The sequence below is a fragment of the Curtobacterium sp. PhB115 genome (assembly GCF_003752025.1).
Taxonomy (GTDB): domain Bacteria; phylum Actinomycetota; class Actinomycetes; order Actinomycetales; family Microbacteriaceae; genus Curtobacterium.
The window spans coordinates 100,305-117,585 of sequence record NZ_RJKR01000007.1; the positions used below are offsets into that span (position 1 = coordinate 100,305).

The 17,281-nt window shown below is 70.0% G+C and carries 14 protein-coding genes; 7 read left to right on the forward strand and 7 right to left on the reverse strand.

Annotation, left to right across the window (positions count from 1 at the left end; genetic code table 11):
* Positions 1-53 precede the first annotated feature (53 nt).
* From whiA to EDF19_RS09990, 6 genes are all read left to right on the forward strand, one after another.
* A complete protein-coding gene (gene whiA, locus EDF19_RS09965) occupies positions 54-1,034 on the forward strand; it encodes a DNA-binding protein WhiA (RefSeq protein WP_123680750.1) in 981 nt (326 codons plus the stop codon).
* Between the two features lie 280 nt (positions 1,035-1,314).
* Entirely contained in the window at positions 1,315-2,319 is a 1,005-nt protein-coding gene (gap, locus tag EDF19_RS09970; RefSeq protein WP_111083958.1) for a type I glyceraldehyde-3-phosphate dehydrogenase, read from the forward strand.
* Positions 2,320-2,322: 3 nt separating this feature from the next.
* Complete coding sequence (locus EDF19_RS09975; RefSeq protein WP_123680751.1) at positions 2,323-3,540, forward strand: phosphoglycerate kinase; 1,218 nt, start codon at positions 2,323-2,325, stop codon at positions 3,538-3,540.
* A complete protein-coding gene (gene tpiA, locus EDF19_RS09980) occupies positions 3,537-4,316 on the forward strand; it encodes a triose-phosphate isomerase (protein ID WP_123681000.1) in 780 nt (259 codons plus the stop codon). The genes EDF19_RS09975 and tpiA overlap by 4 nt, the downstream gene beginning before the upstream one ends.
* Before the next feature lie 99 nt (positions 4,317-4,415).
* Complete coding sequence (gene secG / locus EDF19_RS09985; protein ID WP_058727797.1) at positions 4,416-4,667, forward strand: preprotein translocase subunit SecG; 252 nt, start codon at positions 4,416-4,418, stop codon at positions 4,665-4,667.
* A gap of 3 nt (positions 4,668-4,670) precedes the next feature.
* Positions 4,671-5,039, forward strand: a complete 369-nt coding sequence (locus EDF19_RS09990; protein WP_027465686.1) for an RNA polymerase-binding protein RbpA — start codon at positions 4,671-4,673, stop codon at positions 5,037-5,039.
* Positions 5,040-6,190: 1,151 nt separating this feature from the next.
* Here EDF19_RS09990 and pgl read toward each other — a convergent pair.
* The 6 genes from pgl to tkt all read right to left on the reverse strand — a co-directional run bounded on the left by pgl (position 6,191) and on the right by tkt (position 14,493).
* On the reverse strand, positions 6,191-6,961 hold the full coding sequence (gene pgl / locus EDF19_RS10000; RefSeq protein WP_123680753.1) for a 6-phosphogluconolactonase: 771 nt from the start codon (positions 6,959-6,961) through the stop codon (positions 6,191-6,193).
* Between the two features lie 97 nt (positions 6,962-7,058).
* On the reverse strand, positions 7,059-8,003 hold the full coding sequence (locus tag EDF19_RS10005; RefSeq protein ID WP_123680754.1) for a glucose-6-phosphate dehydrogenase assembly protein OpcA: 945 nt from the start codon (positions 8,001-8,003) through the stop codon (positions 7,059-7,061).
* Positions 8,000-9,538: a glucose-6-phosphate dehydrogenase gene (zwf, locus tag EDF19_RS10010; protein ID WP_123680755.1), complete on the reverse strand. Its 1,539-nt coding sequence runs from the start codon at positions 9,536-9,538 to the stop codon at positions 8,000-8,002. The genes EDF19_RS10005 and zwf overlap by 4 nt, the downstream gene beginning before the upstream one ends.
* 22 nt (positions 9,539-9,560) lie before the next feature.
* The gene (locus EDF19_RS10015; protein ID WP_123680756.1) at positions 9,561-11,159 is read right to left on the reverse strand and encodes a glucose-6-phosphate isomerase; all 1,599 of its coding nucleotides are present in this window, start codon (positions 11,157-11,159) and stop codon (positions 9,561-9,563) included.
* The gene (gene tal / locus EDF19_RS10020) at positions 11,159-12,271 is read right to left on the reverse strand and encodes a transaldolase (protein WP_123680757.1); all 1,113 of its coding nucleotides are present in this window, start codon (positions 12,269-12,271) and stop codon (positions 11,159-11,161) included. Before tal ends, EDF19_RS10015 begins: the two co-directional genes overlap by 1 nt.
* A gap of 128 nt (positions 12,272-12,399) precedes the next feature.
* Positions 12,400-14,493, reverse strand: coding sequence for a transketolase (gene tkt, locus EDF19_RS10025; protein ID WP_123680758.1), 2,094 nt, complete (start codon positions 14,491-14,493; stop codon positions 12,400-12,402).
* Positions 14,494-14,925: 432 nt separating this feature from the next.
* On the opposite strand from tkt, the gene EDF19_RS10030 reads away from it, so the two are divergent.
* A complete protein-coding gene (locus EDF19_RS10030) occupies positions 14,926-15,852 on the forward strand; it encodes a heme o synthase (protein WP_123680759.1) in 927 nt (308 codons plus the stop codon).
* 297 nt (positions 15,853-16,149) lie between these two features.
* Here EDF19_RS10030 and EDF19_RS10035 read toward each other — a convergent pair whose 3' ends face one another.
* Positions 16,150-17,112, reverse strand: coding sequence for a heme A synthase (locus tag EDF19_RS10035; RefSeq protein WP_123680760.1), 963 nt, complete (start codon positions 17,110-17,112; stop codon positions 16,150-16,152).
* Positions 17,113-17,281: the final 169 nt, after the last annotated feature.

Genomic DNA, 17,281 nt, shown 5'->3' on the forward strand with positions numbered 1-17,281 from the left:
CACACGTGCCGCCGGGCCCGCGGGACCACCAGATGAACGTTAGGAATGATGCTGTGCCGTTGACTGCCGAGGTCAAGGACGAACTGGCCAGGGTCGCCGTGAACCGCAACACGGTCCGCGCCGCCGAACTGGCCACGATCCTCCGGTTCGCGGGTGGACTGCACGTCATCTCGGGCCGCATCGCGGTCGAGGTCGAGCTCGACACCCGGATCATCGTGCACCGGGTCCGCAAGGACCTCGCCGAGCTGTACGGCGTCCGGAGCGAAGCGTCGGTGGGGTCGTCCGCGTCCTCCCGTCGCGGCACCCGCTACCTGGTCCGCGTGCTCGAGGCGGGGGAGACCCTCGCCCGCCAGACCGGGCTCATGGACGCGCGCCGTCGCCCCGTCCGCGGGCTCCCGAACCGACTCACGACCGGCAACCGCGAGGACCTCGCCGCGATCTGGCGCGGTGCCTTCCTCGCCTCCGGCACCCTGACCGACCCGGGCCGTGCCGCAGCGCTCGAGGTCACCTGCCCCGGCAACGAGGCCGCGATGGCCCTCGTCGGCGCCGCGTCGCGCCTCGGCGTCGCCGCGAAGGGCCGCGAGGTCCGTGGTGTCCACCGCGTCGTCATCCGCGACGGCGAGGCCATCGGTCAGATGCTCACCGTGATGGGTGCCGCGCGCACCACCGCGGACTGGGAGGAGATGCGGCAGCGTCGCGAGGTCCGTGCGACCGCGAACCGCCTCGTCAACTTCGACGACGCCAACCTCCGTCGCTCCGCGCAGGCCGCCGTCGCCGCGTGCGCCCGGGTCGAGCGTGCGCTCGAGATCCTCGGCGACGAGGTCCCCGACCACCTCAAGTACGCCGGTGCCCTGCGCCTCGAGCACCGCGACGCGTCGCTCGACGAGCTCGGCCAGCACGCCGACCCGCCCATGACGAAGGACGCCATCGCCGGCCGCATCCGTCGCCTCCTCGCGATGGCGGACAAGCGCGCGTCCGACCTCGGCATCCCCGGGACGGAAGCGAGCGTCCCGGAGGAGCTCGAGGGCGTCTGAGACGGGTCGTCCGACCTGCATGACGGGAGGCGCGGTGCCAGCTGGCACCGCGCCTCCCGTCCGTTCTGTGGCCGACTCCGCGAGCCGCGCCGACGCCCGTCAGGACGCCCCGCGAGACCGTCCGGACGGACCGTCATCCGGCACGGCCTGGCAGAGTCCGACTGCTAGGGTCGTTACGGCGACGTTACGGGGCGTATCGTCCACCACACGCGGGCCCGACAGGGCCAGCGCCCTCCGAAAGCAGCGCCCCTCGGGCGCTCCACACCCACCAGGAGATCCATTGACCGTCAAGATCGGTATCAACGGCTTCGGCCGTATCGGCCGCAACTTCTTCCGGGCCGCCCTCGCGAAGGGCTCCGACCTCGAGATCGTGGCGGTGAACGACCTCACCGACAACGCCGCTCTGGCGAACCTGCTGAAGTTCGACTCCATCACGGGTCGTCTCGGCGTCTCCGTCGAGCTCGACGGCGACAACATCGTCGTCGACGGCAAGGCCATCAAGGTCCTCGCGGAGCGCGACCCCGCCAACCTCCCCTGGGGCGAGCTGGGCGTCGACATCGTCATCGAGTCGACCGGCTTCTTCACCAAGGCCGCCGATGCGCAGAAGCACATCGACGCGGGCGCCAAGAAGGTCATCATCTCCGCCCCGGCCACCGGCGACGACGTCACCATCGTCCTCGGCGTGAACGAGGACCAGTACGACCCGGCGAACCACAACATCATCTCGAACGCGTCGTGCACCACGAACAGCCTCGCGCCGCTCGCCAAGGTGTTCAACGACAAGTTCGGCATCGAGCGTGGCCTCATGACCACGATCCACGCCTACACCGCGGACCAGAACCTGCAGGACGGCCCGCACAAGGACCCCCGTCGTGCCCGTGCGGCCGCGCTGAACATCGTCCCGACCTCGACCGGTGCCGCCAAGGCCATCGGCCAGGTCATGCCGGAGCTCGCCGGCAAGCTCGACGGCTTCGCGCTCCGCGTGCCGGTCCCCACCGGCTCGATCACCGACCTCACCCTCGAGACCAAGTCCGAGGTCACCGTCGACGAGATCAACGCCGCGTACAAGGAGGCCGCCGAGGGCCCGCTCAAGGGCATCCTGCTCTACAGCGAGGACCCGCTGGTGTCGACCGACATCACGACGGACCCGCACTCCTCGATCTACGACTCCGGTCTCACCAAGGTCATCGGTGGCCTCGTGAAGATCACCTCGTGGTACGACAACGAGTGGGGCTACTCGAACCGCCTCGTCGACCTCACCGAGTACGTCGGCGAGCGTCTGTAACACATGGCCCTCCGCACCCTCGAGGACCTCGGCGACCTCGCCGGCAAGCGCGTCATCGTCCGCTGTGACCTGAACGTCCCGCTCAAGGACGGCACGATCACGGACGACGGCCGTGTCCGGGCGTCGCTGACCACCCTGAACACCCTCATCACCGCCGGCGCGCGCGTCATCGTGATCTCCCATCTGGGCCGCCCCGACGGGGAACCCAAGCCGGAGTTCTCGCTCGCGCCGGTCGGCCAGCGGCTCTCCGAGCTGCTCGGCAAAGAGGTCACGTTCGTCGGCGAGACCGTCGGTGACGAAGCGACCGCGGCCGCCGGGGAACTCGAGGACGGCGACGTCCTGCTGCTCGAGAACCTCCGGTTCAACCCGGAGGAGACCTCGAAGGACGCCGCCGTGCGCAGTGCCTTCGCCGAACGCATCGCCGCCCTCGGAGACGCCTTCGTCTCCGACGGCTTCGGTGTCGTGCACCGCAAGCAGGCCTCGGTCTACGAGCTCGCGTCCGCGCTGCCGAGTGCAGCCGGTTCGCTCATCGAGACCGAGCTGCGGGTGCTCGAGCGCCTGACCAAGAACCCCGAGCGCCCCTACACGGTGGTGCTCGGTGGCTCGAAGGTCAGCGACAAGCTCGGGGTCATCGACCACCTCCTGCCCCAGGTCGACACGCTGTGCATCGGTGGCGGCATGCTCTTCACGTTCCTCGCGGCCCAGGGCCACGGGGTCGCGAAGTCCTTGCTCGAGGCCGACCAGCTCGACGTCGTCCGCGAGTACCTCTCGCGGGCGAAGGAGCTCGGCGTCACGATCGACCTGCCGACCGACGTGGTCGTTGCGTCCGGCTTCGCCGCCGACGCGGCGCACGAGACGGTGGCGGCCGACGCGATCGAGTCGTCGTCCTTCGGCGCCGACGGCATCGGTCTCGACATCGGTCCGGAGACGGCTGCGCGCTTCGCGTCGGCGGTGTCCGGTTCGAAGACCGTGTTCTGGAACGGTCCGATGGGCGTGTTCGAGTTCCCGGCCTTCGCCGCCGGCACGAAGACCGTCGCCAAGGCCCTCACCGAGGTCGACGGCCTCGGCGTGGTCGGCGGTGGCGACTCCGCCGCTGCCGTCCGGTCGCTCGGGTTCTCGGACGACCAGTTCGGGCACATCTCGACCGGTGGCGGTGCGAGCCTCGAGTTCCTCGAGGGCAAGCCGCTCCCCGGTCTCGAAGCACTGGGGTGGTCCGCATGACTCGTACTCCGCTGATCGCCGGCAACTGGAAGATGAATCTCGATCATCTCCAGGCCATCGCCACCGTGCAGAAGCTCGCGTGGACCCTGAAGGACGCCCGCCACGACTTCGACGACGTCGAGGTCGCGGTGTTCCCGCCGTTCACCGACCTGCGGAGCGTGCAGACGCTCATCTCGGCCGACAAGCTGCCGATCCGTTTCGGCGCGCAGGACCTGTCGCAGCACGACTCCGGTGCCTTCACCGGTGACGTCTCCGGCGCGTTCCTGTCGGCGCTCGACGCGCAGTACGTCATCGTCGGCCACTCCGAGCGGCGCACGCTGCACGGCGAGACCGACGAGGTCGTCGCAGCGAAGACCGCTGCGGCCGTCAAGCACGGTCTCGTGCCGATCGTCTGCGTCGGCGAGACCGGCGAGCAGCGCGAGGAGCGCGGCGCTGGCGTCGTGCCGGTCGAGCAGCTCCGTGTCGTCCTCGACGCGGTGCAGCCGTCCGAGATCGTCGTGGCGTACGAGCCGGTCTGGGCCATCGGCTCGGGGCAGGCGGCCACTGCCGAGCAGGCGCAGGAGGACTGCGCCGCCATCCGTCGTGGCATCGCCGCGGCGTGGGGCGACCAGGCCGCAGCGGACACCCGTGTGCTGTACGGCGGCTCGGTCAAGTCCGGCAACATCGCCGGGTTCCTCCGGGAGCCCGACATCGACGGCGCCCTCGTCGGTGGCGCATCGCTCGACGTGCAGGAGTTCGCGGCGATCGCCCGGTTCCGCCAGCACGTCGGACTGTAGCCGACACGGGCTGCAGTTCTGCACCACTCCCGTCCGTGTACCGGCCGTGCTCTGCGCGGCCGGTACACTGGTACGGCTGACTGACACGAAAGGTACGTCGTGGCGATACTCTCCGTCGTGCTGCAGGTCCTGCTCGCAATCACGAGCCTCCTGCTCACGCTCCTCATCCTGCTGCACAAGGGCCGCGGTGGTGGCCTCTCCGACATGTTCGGCGGCGGCGTGACGAGCAACCTCGGTGCGTCCGGCGTTGCCGAGCGCAACCTCAACCGCATCACGGTGATCCTCGGTCTGGTCTGGATCGTTTCCATCATCGTGCTCGGTCTCATCAACAAGTTCACGGCGGGGAGCTGATCCATGGCAAGCGGAGGCAGTGCAATCCGAGGGTCTCGCGTCGGCGCGGGCCCCATGGGGGAGCAGGACCGCGGGGTCCAGGCAGAGCGGGTGGCGATCTCCTACTGGGATGCCCTCGGCAACGAGGTCGTGCGGTACTTCGCCGCGAACCTCCCGGACGAAGAGATCCCCGAGACGGTCGACTCGCCGTCCAGCGGTCTGCCGGCAGGGCGTGACAAGGAGAACCCGCCCGTGGTCTCCAAGACGGAGCCCTACAAGACGCACCTCGCGTACGTGAAGGAACGTCGTACCGAGGAAGAGGCAGCGCAGCTCCTCGAAGACGCTCTGCAGCAGTTGCGCGAGCGCCGCGGTACTGCCGCGAAGAAGGCGTAAGCGCCCGAAGTCTCAACGGAGGCCCCCGCACCGATCCGGTGCGGGGGCCTTCGTGCGTCCGGGGGACTGCCGACAATGCGCCGCGCACGGGTGGGTCGCTCGCCGAGTGGGTCGCTCGCCGAGTGGTCGTGACACGCCGCGTGCAGTGCGCCGAGCACGGGTGGGTTGCTCGCCGAGTGGTCACGACACGCCGCGTGCAGTGCGCCGAGGTGGCACCAACCGTCGCCTGACATGCGCGCAGCCGACAGTTCGTGACCACTCGGCGTCGCGCCGGCGTGGAGTCGCGACCGTTCGGCTGCCGAGCGCCGGGTGCCGGCTGCCGGGTGCCGCGTGCCGCGCGCAGAGCCGGTTCGCCGAGTGGTCACGACACCCCGCGTGCAGTGCGCCGAGGTGGCACTAACTGTCGCCTGACGTGCGCGCAGCCGACAGTTCGTGGACACTCGGCGTCGCGCCGGCGGGGAGTCGCGACCGTTCGGCTGCCGGGTGCCGGCTGCCGAGTGCCGCGCGCAGAGCCGGTTCGCCGAGTGGTCACAACACGCCGCGTGCAGCGCGCCGAGGTGGCACGAACTGTCGCCTGACCTGCGCGCGGCCGACAGTTCATGACCACTCGGCGTCGCGCCGGCGGGGAGTCGCGACCGTTCGGGTGCCGGGTGCCGGGTGCCGGGTGCCGGGTGCCGGGTGCCGGCTGTCGGGTGCCGGCTGACGGGTGGCGCGCGCAGAGCCGGTTCGCCGAGTGGTCACGACACCCCGCGTGCAGTGTGCCGAGGTGACACCAACCGTCGTCTGACATGCGCGCGGCCGACAGTTCACGACCTCTCGGCGTCGCGCCGACGGGGAGTCGCGACCGTTCGGCTGCCGAGTGCCGAGTGCCGAGTGCCGAGTGCCGAGTGCCGGCTGCCGAGTGCCGGGTGCCAGCTGCCGGGTGCCGGGTGCCGCGCGCAGAGCCGGTTGGCCGAGTGGTCACGACACGCCGTGTGCAGTGCGCCGGGGTGGCACCAACTGTCGCCTGCGGCGCCCGCAGGCGACAGTTCGTGCGACCTCGCCGGGCCGAGCCGGGCGTGTCGAGGCGCGGCGCGCGGTGGGCGCGACCACGGAACGACGGGAGGCCCGGTGCCAGCTGGCACCGGGCCTCCCGGAAGGAACGCGCGCGTCTAGTAGGTCGACGCGATCAGGTTCTCGGGGACGTCGCGCGCGGCGTCCTGGTCCACGAAGAAGACGGTGCGCTTCCGACCCTGGACCCCTCCGACGGGGACCTCGTCAACGGCGGCACCGGCCAGAGCGAGCCCGAGGACCGACGCCTTCTCGGCTCCGGACAGGATGACCCAGACGCGCTGCGAGGCGTTGATCGCCGGGAACGTGAGGGTCAGGCGCTGCGGCGGCGGCTTGGGGGAGTCGTCGACCGTGAGCACGACGCGGTCGGTGACCGAGAGCTGCGGGAACTCCGGGAAGAGCGAGGCGGTGTGACCGTCGGGGCCGACGCCGAGGAGCGTGATGTCGAACCGGGGCGCGATGGCGTCGTCCGGCGCGGCGGCGTGCAGCTCCTGCTCGTAGCGGGTCGCGGCGTCCTCGATGGAGATGCCCTCGTCGCTCGCAGCGATGGGGTGGATGTTCTCCGCCGGGATGTCGACGTGGTCGAAGAAGTCGGTCTGCGTGCCGGTGATGTTGCGGTCGGCGTCGCCGGTCGGCACCCAGCGCTCGTCGACCCACCACACGTGCACCTTCGACCAGTCGACGCTCTCACGAGCCGGGGACTGCCCGATCGCGGCCAGGACGAGGGACGACACCGATCCACCGCTGATCGCGATGTCGGCACGCTCCTGCTCGTCGAGCACGTCGATGATCTTCGTGATGAAGCGTGCGGCGACCGAAGCGCCGAGGGCCTGCTTGTCCGGGTGCACGAGCACCCGCCGTTCGTTGGTCACGTGACTCCCGTGTTCGTGGCGGCCGACCGGTCGTACGACCGCCTTCGGTCCGGTCGGGCCGTCTGCAGCAGCAGGCGGCCCGACCGTTGTGGGGTGCTCAGCGCGCGATGGTCTCGCGCAGCTGGGGCACTCCGTGCTTGACGACGTCTCCGAAGAGGACGTCCGGGTCGAGTCTACGGAGTTCCTCGGCCAGGCAGTCGCGCAGGTTGCGGCGTGGCAGCGACAGGTCGTGCGTCGGCTGCCCGGGCATCGAGAGCGTGGCGACGTCCACCAGGGACCGCTCGAGCTCGATGGTGCCGGACTCGCGGACGAGCTTCACGCCGTGGATGCCGCTCGACCCGGTCGCGCGGGGCGACGTCGTGACGGTGACGGGCACCTCGAGCTGCAGCTGCAGCCACGCGGCGAGGAGGATCGTCGACGGGCTGTCCGACGCGCCGGTGACCTCCACCGCGGTGACCGGCTCGTACGGCGGCTGGTCGAGCGCCGCGGCGAGCTGGTTCCGCCAGAGGGTCAGACGGGTCCACGCGAAGTCGGTGTCCCCGGGCACGTACGAGGCACCGAGCGCCTCGATCGCACCGTTCGGGTCCTTCTGCGCGGCGGCGTCGGTGATCCGGCGCTGGGCGATGCGGCCGAGCGCGGACGCCGACGGCTGCTGCGGCGCGGTCTGCGGCCACCAGGCGACGACGGGCGCGTCCGGCAGGAGCAGGCCGGTGACCAGGCTCTCCTCGTCGGTCGCGGTCTCGCCGTACGCGCGGAGCACGATGACCTCGCTCGCACCGGCGTCGCTGCCCACGCGGATCTGCGCGTCGAGACGCCCGGGCGACTTGGTGTCGCCGTCGTTCTTCGACACGATGATCACGCGCATCGGGTGTTCGCGGGACGCTTCGTTCGCGGCCTCGATCGCTTCTTCCTCGTGGCCGAGGGCCGTCGAGATGATGAGCGTCAGGACACGACCGAGTGCGACGGCGCCGCCCTCTTCGCGGATGTGGACGAGCTTCTTCTGAATCTTCGAGACAGTGGTGTTCGGCAGGTCGATCTTCATGGACGCCTCCAGGTCCGGCCGTCGCGGGCGAGCAGGGCGTCGGCGGACGCCGGACCCCACGTGCCGGGACGGTACTGCTCGGGCTGGCCCTGCGTGGCCCAGAACTCCTCGATCGGGTCGAGGATCTTCCAGGACAGCTCGACCTCCTGGTGCCGCGGGAACAGCGGCGGGTCACCGAGGAGCACGTCGAGGATGAGTCGCTCGTACGCCTCGGGGGATGCCTCGGTGAACGCGTGGCCGTAGCCGAAGTCCATCGTCACGTCGCGCACCTGGGTGCCGACGCCGGGGACCTTCGAGCCGAAGCGGAGCGTGACGCCCTCGTCCGGCTGGACGCGGATCACGAGTGCGTTCTGACCGAGCGGCGACTGCGTGTTGCCGTAGACGTCCTCGGGGACGCGCTTGAACACGATCGCGATCTCGGTGACGCGGCGGCCGAGGCGCTTGCCGGCGCGGAGGTAGAACGGGACGCCCTGCCACCGACGGGTCGCGATGTCGAGCTTGATCGCCGCGTACGTCTCGGTGCCGGACTCCGGGTTCATGCCGGCCTCGTCGAGGAAGCCGAGCACCTTCTCGCCGCCCTGCCAGCCGCCGGCGTACTGCCCGCGGGCGGTGGCGGTCGACAGGTCCTCGGGCAGGCGCACGGCGGAGAGCACCTTCTCCTTCTCGGCGCGGAGGTCCGCGGCCTTGAACGAGACGGGTTCCTCCATCGCGGTGAGCGCGAGGAGCTGGAGCAGGTGGTTCTGGATGACGTCGCGCGCCGCACCGATGCCGTCGTAGTACGCGGCACGTCCGGCGACGCCGATGTCCTCGGCCATCGTGATCTGCACGTGGTCGACGTAGTTCGAGTTCCAGATGGGTTCGTACATCTGGTTCGCGAACCGGAGCGTCAGCAGGTTCTGGACGGTCTCCTTGCCGAGGTAGTGGTCGATGCGGAACACGTCGTCGGGCGCGAACACGCTCTCGACGATCGCGTTCAGCTCGCGTGCGGTGCGGAGGTCGGAGCCGAACGGCTTCTCGACGACCACGCGGCTCCAGGAGCCCTCGCGCTTCTCGGTCAGGCCGGACAGCTTCAGCTGCTCGGTGACGACCGGGAACATCTTCGGCGGGATGGACAGGTAGAACGCGTGGTTGCCCAGCGTTCCGCGCTCGACGTCGAGGTCGTCGACGGTGCGCTTGAGCTCACGGAACGCCTCGGGGTCGTCGAACGAGCCCTGGACGAAGCGGATGCCCTGTTCGAGCTGACGCCAGACGTCCTCGTCGAACGGGGTGCGGGAGTGCTCCTTGACGGCGTCGTGCACGAGCTGGGAGAAGTCTTGGTCCTCCCAGTCGCGACGCGCGAACCCGACGAGCGCGAACCCCGGGGGCAGGAGCCCCCGGTTTGCCAGGTCGTAGACCGCGGGCATCAGCTTCTTGCGTGACAGGTCGCCCGTCACGCCGAAGATGATGAGCGTGCTCGGTCCCGCGATCCGGTTCAGTCGACGATCCGTCGGCAGCCGGAGCGGGTTGTGCTCCGGGGTGATTGCCACCGGTGACATGAGTCGGTGAACTCCTTACGAGTCAGTGGGAGACGGCGGAGGCGATGGCCGCGGTGGCGGCGTGCACGTCCGACGTCGTGAGGGTCAGGACCGGACGGCCGTGCTCGGCGAGGACACTCGCGTCGCCGGCGGCCTGGGCCTGGATGAGCTGGCCGAACGTGAACGGCCGACCCGGGATCGCCAGGTCGTCCTGTTCGTCCGCCACGACCTGCAGGAACACGCCGGTGGCGGGGCCACCCTTGTGGTACTGCCCGGTGGAGTGCAGGAACCGCGGTCCGTACCCGAAGGTGACGGGGCGCTGCGTGCGCGCCGCCAGGGCGTCGCGCAACGCTTCGAGGTCACGGTTCGCGGTGCGGTCGACGTACGCCTGCACCGCCACGTAGCCGGTGGCGTCCAGTCCGGACAGGAGGCCCGACACGGCTTCCGCGAGCGTCGTCCCGACCGGCAGTCCAGGCGTCGCGCGGACGGCGATGCCGTCCTCGGTGAACGCCGGCTCGGCGGGGGCGGGACGGTCGTCGAGCAGCGCACGGGTGGCGACCTTGGCCGCCTCGACGTCGGGCTGGTCGAACGGGCCGATGCCGAGCAGTCGCCCGGCGACCGCGACGGCGTACTCCCAGACGAGGATCTGGCCACCGAGCGTTCCGGTGATCTCGACCTCGCCCTCGTCGACGTGGCGCTCGTCCTCGCGGGAACCCACGAGTCGGATGACCTGCACGTCGGGGAGCCCGGCGGTGACCTCGGGGGAGTCGGCGTGGAGCACGACGGGCAGGAGACCACGGCCGTTCTTGCCGGTGGACTCGGCGATCAGCTGCTCGACCCAGTCGCCGAAGCCGACGATGTGGGTGCCGTCCGGGACGATCGCGATCTTGTCGCGCAGCGGCTGGGTGCCGGCGAGGACCGCACCGAGCACGAGCCCGGGGTTCTCGTCGATGTCCACGGCGAGCAGCGCGGAGATGGCGTCGGCTTCGTCGAGGAGCTCCTCGATGTCCGCTCCGGCCAGTCCCGCCGGCACGAGGCCGAACGCGGTGAGGGCCGAGTAGCGGCCGCCGACCGTGGGGTCGGCGGTGAAGACGCGGTAGCCGGCGTCGGTCGCTGCGGCCTCGAGCGCGGAGCCCGGGTCGGTGACGACGACGATGCGGCCGGTCGGGTCGATGCCGGCGTCACGGAACGCCTGCTCGTAGACCCGGCGCTGCGAGTCGGTCTCGAGCGTCGAACCGGACTTCGACGACACGACGAGCACGGTGCGCTCGAGGTCGGTCGAGACGGCGGCGCGGACCTGTGCGGGGTCGGTCGAGTCGAGCACCGTCAGGGGGACCCCGGCGGTGCGCGTGATGACCTCCGGAGCGAGCGACGAGCCGCCCATGCCGGCGAGGACGACGTGGTCGATCCCCTCGGCACGGAGCGACTCGCGCAGCGTGGTGACCTGGGCGACGAGCGGGCGGGAGACCGAGACGGCCTCCACCCAGCCGAGGCGCTTCGACGCCTCGGCCTCGGCGTCCGGTCCCCACAGCTCGGGGTCCTGGGCGGTGATGCCCGAGGCCACCATGTCAGCGACGAGCCGCGGGACCACCTGGTCGATGGCCCGCGCGGCGTCGCCGCTGGCAGCGATGGAAACGGTCACTACTTGGCGCCCTCGAGCGCGGTCTTCACGGTGTCGACGAGCTCGCCCCACGACACGTTGAACTTGTCCACGCCCTCCTTCTCGAGCAGCGCCACGACGTCGTCGTAGTCGATGCCCTGCGCGGCGAGCTGGTCGAGGACCTGCTGCGCGGCGTCGAAGGTGCCGGCGATGGCGTCGCCGTGGATCTCACCGTGGTCGAACGTGGCGTCGAGCGTCTTGCCGGGCATCGTGTTGACGGTGTTCGGCGCGGCCAGCTCGGTCACGTACAGCGTGTCGGGGAGCGACGGGTCCTTGACACCGGTCGAGGCCCAGAGCGGACGCTGCGTGTTCGCACCGGCCTCGAGCAGGCCGAGGGCGCGCTCGGAGGCGAACGCCTCGGTCCAGACCTGGTAGGCGAGCTGCGCGTTGGCGATGCCGGCCTTCGACTTGAGGGCCTTGGCCTCGTCGGTGCCGACGGCCTCGAGGCGCTTGTCGATCTCGGAGTCGACGCGCGACACGAAGAACGAAGCGACCGAGTGGATCTTGGAGATGTCGTGGCCGGCGGCCTTGGCCTTCTCGAGCCCACCGAGGTAGGCGTCGATGACGGCGCGGTAGCGCTCGAGCGAGAAGATCAGGGTGACGTTCACCGGGATGCCGGCGCCGATGACCTCGGTGATGGCCTCGAGGCCCTCGAGCGTCGCGGGGATCTTGATGAGGACGTTCTCCTTGCCGACCTTGTCGAACAGGAACTTGGCCTGCTCGATGGTCTTGGCGGTCTCGTGCGCGAGACCCGGCTCGACCTCGATCGAGACGCGACCGTCGAAGCCCTTGGTGGCGTCGTAGATCGGCTTGAAGACGTCGGACGCGTTGGCGACGTCCTGCGTGGTGATCTCGAAGATCGCCTCGGTCACGTCGGTGCCGGCGGCGGCCAGCTCCTTGACCTGCGCGTCGTAGCGCTCGCCCTTGGCGAGGGCCGACGCGAAGATCGTCGGGTTCGTGGTCACGCCGACGACGTTCTTCTGCTCGATGAGTTCGGTGAGCGCACCGGTCTCGAGGAGCTCGCGGGACAGGTCGTCGAGCCAGATGCTCACGCCGACCGCGGAGAGGGCGGCAGTGGGGGTGTTCTCAGCCATGTGTTTCTCTTCTTTCCTTCATCGGCCTGATGGCCGGGGTCTGGGGGACCGGGAGGCGCGTGGCGGGGCCGAGCCGCGCCTCCCGGAGGAAGGGCCGGGTCCGGCGAACCGGACCCGGCCCCTGCGGGTCAGGAAGCCGCGATCGATTCCTTCGCGGCGGCCACGACGTGCTCCGTCGTGAAGCCGAACTCCTTGAACAGCGTCTGGTAGTCGGCCGAGGCACCGAAGTGCTCGATCGAGACGCTGCGGCCCTTGTCGCCGACGATGTCGCGCCAGCTCATGGCGATGCCGGCCTCGACCGAAACGCGAGCGGTGACGTCCTTCGGGAGCACCTGGTCCTGGTAGTTCTCGGACTGGGCGCGGAACCACTCGATGGACGGCGCGCTCACGACGCGGGCATTGATGCCCTCGCCCTTGAGCTGCTCACGAGCCTCGACCGCGATCTGGACCTCGGAGCCGGTCGCGATGAGGATCACGTCCGGGGTGCCGTTCGGCGCCTCGGCCAGGATGTACGCACCCTTGGCGACGTTCTTCGCCGAGGCGAAGACCTCACCGGAGGCGTCACCCTCGCCACGCTCGAACACGGGGAGGTTCTGACGGCTCAGCGCGATGCCGGCCGGGCGGTCGTGGTGCTTGAGCATCTCGAGCCACGCGTACGCGACCTCGTTGGCGTCGGCGGGGCGGACCACGTCGAGACCCGGGATCGCACGGAGCGACGAGACCTGCTCGATCGGCTGGTGCGTCGGGCCGTCCTCGCCGAGGGCGATGGAGTCGTGGGTCCAGACGTAGATCGCCGGCGCCCCCATGAGCGCGGCGAGACGGACCGCCGGACGCATGTAGTCGCTGAAGATCAGGAACGTGCCGCCGAACGGGCGCGTGTTGCCGTGCAGCACGATGCCGTTGAGGATCGAGCCCATGGCGTGCTCGCGGATGCCGAAGTGCAGCACGCGGCCGTACGGGTCGGTGCTCCAGGTCGACGTCGAGGCCTCGACCGGACCGAAGGACTTGGCGCCCTCGATCGTGGTGAGGTTCGACTCGGCCAGGTCGGCGGAACCGCCCCAGAACTCGGGCATGAGCGGCGCGATGGCGTTGATGACCTTGCCGGAGGCGGCGCGGGTCGAGACGGCCTTGTCGGTCGGGAAGACCGGCAGCGCTGCCTCGAGGCCCTCGGGGAGCTCCTTGGCGTTCATCCGGTCGAACAGCGCCTTCTTGTCGGCGTTGGCCGCGGCCCACGCGTCGAAGGTCTTCTGCCACTCGGCGTGCTCGGCCTGGCCCTTGGCGACGGCGCCGCGGGTGTACTCGAGGACCTCGGGGGCGACCTCGAAGGTCTTCGCGGTGTCGAAGCCGAGGACCTCCTTGAGGCCCTTGATCTCGTCGGCGCCGAGCGCCGAACCGTGGATCTTGCCGGAGTTCTGCTTGGTCGGCGACGGCCAGCCGATGATCGTCTTGAGGACGATGAGCGACGGCTTGTCGGTGACCTGCTTGGCGGCCTCGATCGCGGCGTGGAGCTCCTCGACGTCCTCGGAGTACTCGCCGGTCTTCTTCCAGTCGACGATCTGGACGTGCCAGCCGAGGGCCTCGTAGCGCTCGGGGACGCTCTCCGAGAACGCGATGTCGGTGTTGTCCTCGATCGAGATCTGGTTCGAGTCGTAGAACGCGATGAGGTTGCCGAGCTGCTGACGGCCGGCGAGCGAGCCCGCCTCGTTCGTCACGCCCTCCTGCATGTCGCCGTCACCGGCGATCACGTAGGTGAAGTGGTCGAACGCCGACTGGCCGGCCGGGGTCTCCGGGTCGAACAGGCCGCGCTCGAAGCGCTGGGCGTAGGCGAAGCCGACCGAGGACGCGAGGCCCTGGCCGAGCGGGCCGGTGGTGATCTCGACACCGTCGGTGTGGCCGTACTCCGGGTGACCCGGGGTCTTCGAGCCCCACTTGCGCAGGTGCTGCAGGTCCTCGAGCTCGAGACCGTAGCCGTGCAGGTAGAACTGCACGTACTGGAGGATCGAGGCGTGACCGGCGGAGAGGATGAAGCGGTCGCGGCCGATCCAGGTGGAGTCGCTCGGGTCGCGACGCATCACCTTCTGGAAGAGGAGGTGGGCGAGCGGAGCGAGGCTCATCGCGGTGCCGGGGTGACCGTTGCCAGCGGCCTCGACCGAGTCGGCGGCGAGAACGCGGGCCGTGTCGACGGCCTTCCGGTCGATGGCGTCCCAGGTGAATTCAGCCACTTGGATGTTGACCCTTCTTGATGCGACATGTGCGAGGGCTCGTGCCATCGCACGGACATGTGGCCATCCCGGGGCCGAGTCGTGTCGCCGTCTAGCGGCGGCCGACCGGCTCATCGCGGCCGACGTCATCGGGGCGCGCACTGCGGGAGGGCAGGTCCAGCATAGTGACCCGGTACTCAGAAGGGGTTCAGGTGACGCCCGATGGTCACACCTTGTCGTCCACCATGCGATGGGCCGGGCGTGTCGACGGTGCCGATCGCGGCGGATCGGAGCGGGATGGCGAGGCGGGGCATCATCGCGGCGCTTCGATCATCTAAACTGATCGGGACCCGTGGACATTCCGGGTCAGCGCATGCCCGGACGCCGCCGCAGTCGTCCACCGAGTGTGCGAGCTGATGCGAACAGACTGAGGTTCTCTTGCCGACTGCCACCGTGACCCGGCCCGACACCGATCGACCCCGATCGCCGCTGTCCCGCAAGGTCCGTGCGTACGTCTCCTTGACGAAGCCGCGGGTCATGGAGCTGCTGCTCGTGACCACCGCGCCGACGATGTTCCTCGCCGAGCGGGGTGTGCCGGACCTGTGGCTCGTCTTCTGGACGATGCTCGGCGGCGCGATGTCCGCGGGCTCCGCGTCCGCGTTCAACTGCTACATCGACCGCGACATCGACCGGCTCATGAAGCGGACGAGCACCCGTCCGCTCGTCACCGGCGAGCTCTCCGACCGCGAAGCCCTCGTGTTCTCGTGGATCCTCGGGATCCTGTCGACCGCGGTGCTCGGCTTCCTGGTGAACTGGCTCGCCGCCGCGCTGAGCGTCGTCGCGATCCTCATCTACGTGTTCGTCTACACGCTGTGGCTCAAGCGCCGCACCCCGCAGAACATCGTCTGGGGCGGTTCCGCCGGCTGCATGCCCGTGCTGATCGGGTGGGCGGGCGTCACCGGGTCGCTCACCTGGGCCCCGGTCATCCTCTTCATGGTGATCTTCCTCTGGACGCCGCCGCACTACTGGCCGCTCTCGATGAAGTACCGCGACGACTACGACGCCGCGGACGTGCCGATGCTCGCCGTGGTCCGCGGTCGCACCGTCGTCGGCCTGCAGGTCGTGCTCTACGCCTGGGCGACGCTCGTCTGCTCGCTCCTGCTCATCCCGGTCGCGCACATGGGGCCGCTCTACACGGTCGTCGCGCTGGCCGGGGGCATCTGGTTCGTCGTCGAGTCGCACCGTCTGTACTCGCGGGCGATCCAGCACGTCGAGCACGTGCAGCCGATGCGCGTGTTCCACAGCTCGATCACGTACTTGACGCTGCTCTTCATCGCGGTGGGCATCGACCCGCTGCTGCCGCAGGTCTTCACCTTCTAGGGGTCGCACCGACGTCGTACGACGTCCTCGACGTCGTACGACGTCGAGGACGTCGTTCTGCGTCTGCGGGGCTGCCCGCGGCTCTCGACGTGCGCACACGCCGGCCGGGAGGCACGGGGCGGGCCCGCCACGGGCCTCCAGTCCGGTGGGCGGTCCGTGGGGCTGGCGCCGCGTCGGCACGGCTCCGACACGCCGGTCGCGGTGCTGACGCGGCGGGCGGAGCACCCGATGTGCGACACCCCACGAGTCGAACGACTCGTGGGGTGTCGGAGAACGGGTGTGTGTTCGGCCCGGAGGTCAGACGCGCACGGCGTCGCGCCCGGCGGTCCCGCGGGTGGAGAGGACGACGACGCTCATCGCGCCGACCAGCAGTCCGGCGAGGACCATGTGCGTGCCGACGAGTCCGACGGGCAGGCCGGTTCGCGCCTGGGTGAGGCCCACCGCGATCTGCAGGAACTCGACGACCAGCAGCATGAGCGGCCACCGGCTCGAGATGCGCAGGCGCACCGCGCCGACGACCAGGACGAGGGTCAGGGCGAACAGCGCGTACGCGGGCCATGCGTGCACGTGCTCCATGACGGCGGGGTCGAACCCGGTGCGGTGCAGGCGTCCGCCGTCGACGGCGGCGTCGGCACCGGCGTGCGGGCCGCTGCCCGTCGTGAGGATGCCGACGAGCACGGTCACGACGACGGCGGCGACGGTGCCGCGGACCACGCCCGTGTACCAGGCGGGGACGAGGCGCTCCGCGGTGCGCGGCCCGTTCATCGCGCGGTAGACCAGCGTCGCGGTGACCGACGTCAGGGCGGCCGAGACGACGAAGTGCAGGCCGACGACGAAGGGGTTCAGGTTCGACCAGACGCTCATGCCGCCGATGACCGCCTGCACGGGGATCGCGACGCCCTGGGCGAACGCGAGCCAGAACAGCTCGGGGCGGGTGCGGCGCATCCGGACGACTGCCAGGAACATCGCGACGGCGACGATGACGAGCACGAAGGTGAGCAGGCGGTTGCCGAACTCGATGATGCCGTGGACGCCCATCTCGGGCGTCGACACGAGCGAGTCCGCCGTGCACTTGGGCCACGTGGGGCATCCGAGACCCGAGGCGGTGAGGCGCACGAGGCCGCCGGTGCCGATCAGGATGACCTCGACCACGAAGGACGCCCAGGCGAGCCAGACCACCCGCGGATCGACGACGCGGGGGAGTGACCACCACCGCTGGGTCCGGAGATCCTGGCCGACGGGGGATCCGACGCGAGTCACGAGGGTGGTGCCTTCCTGTTGTTCCGTGCAGTGAACCTGTAGGATTCGAGGGTTCAGCAGCAGTCAAGTCTAGGCAGGCGCCGGCTCCGAATGAGCCGAGATCGCCGATCACTCCACGGACTGCGTGGAACCATTGTCGTTGCGAGGGAGCAACACCGTGACCGCCGTG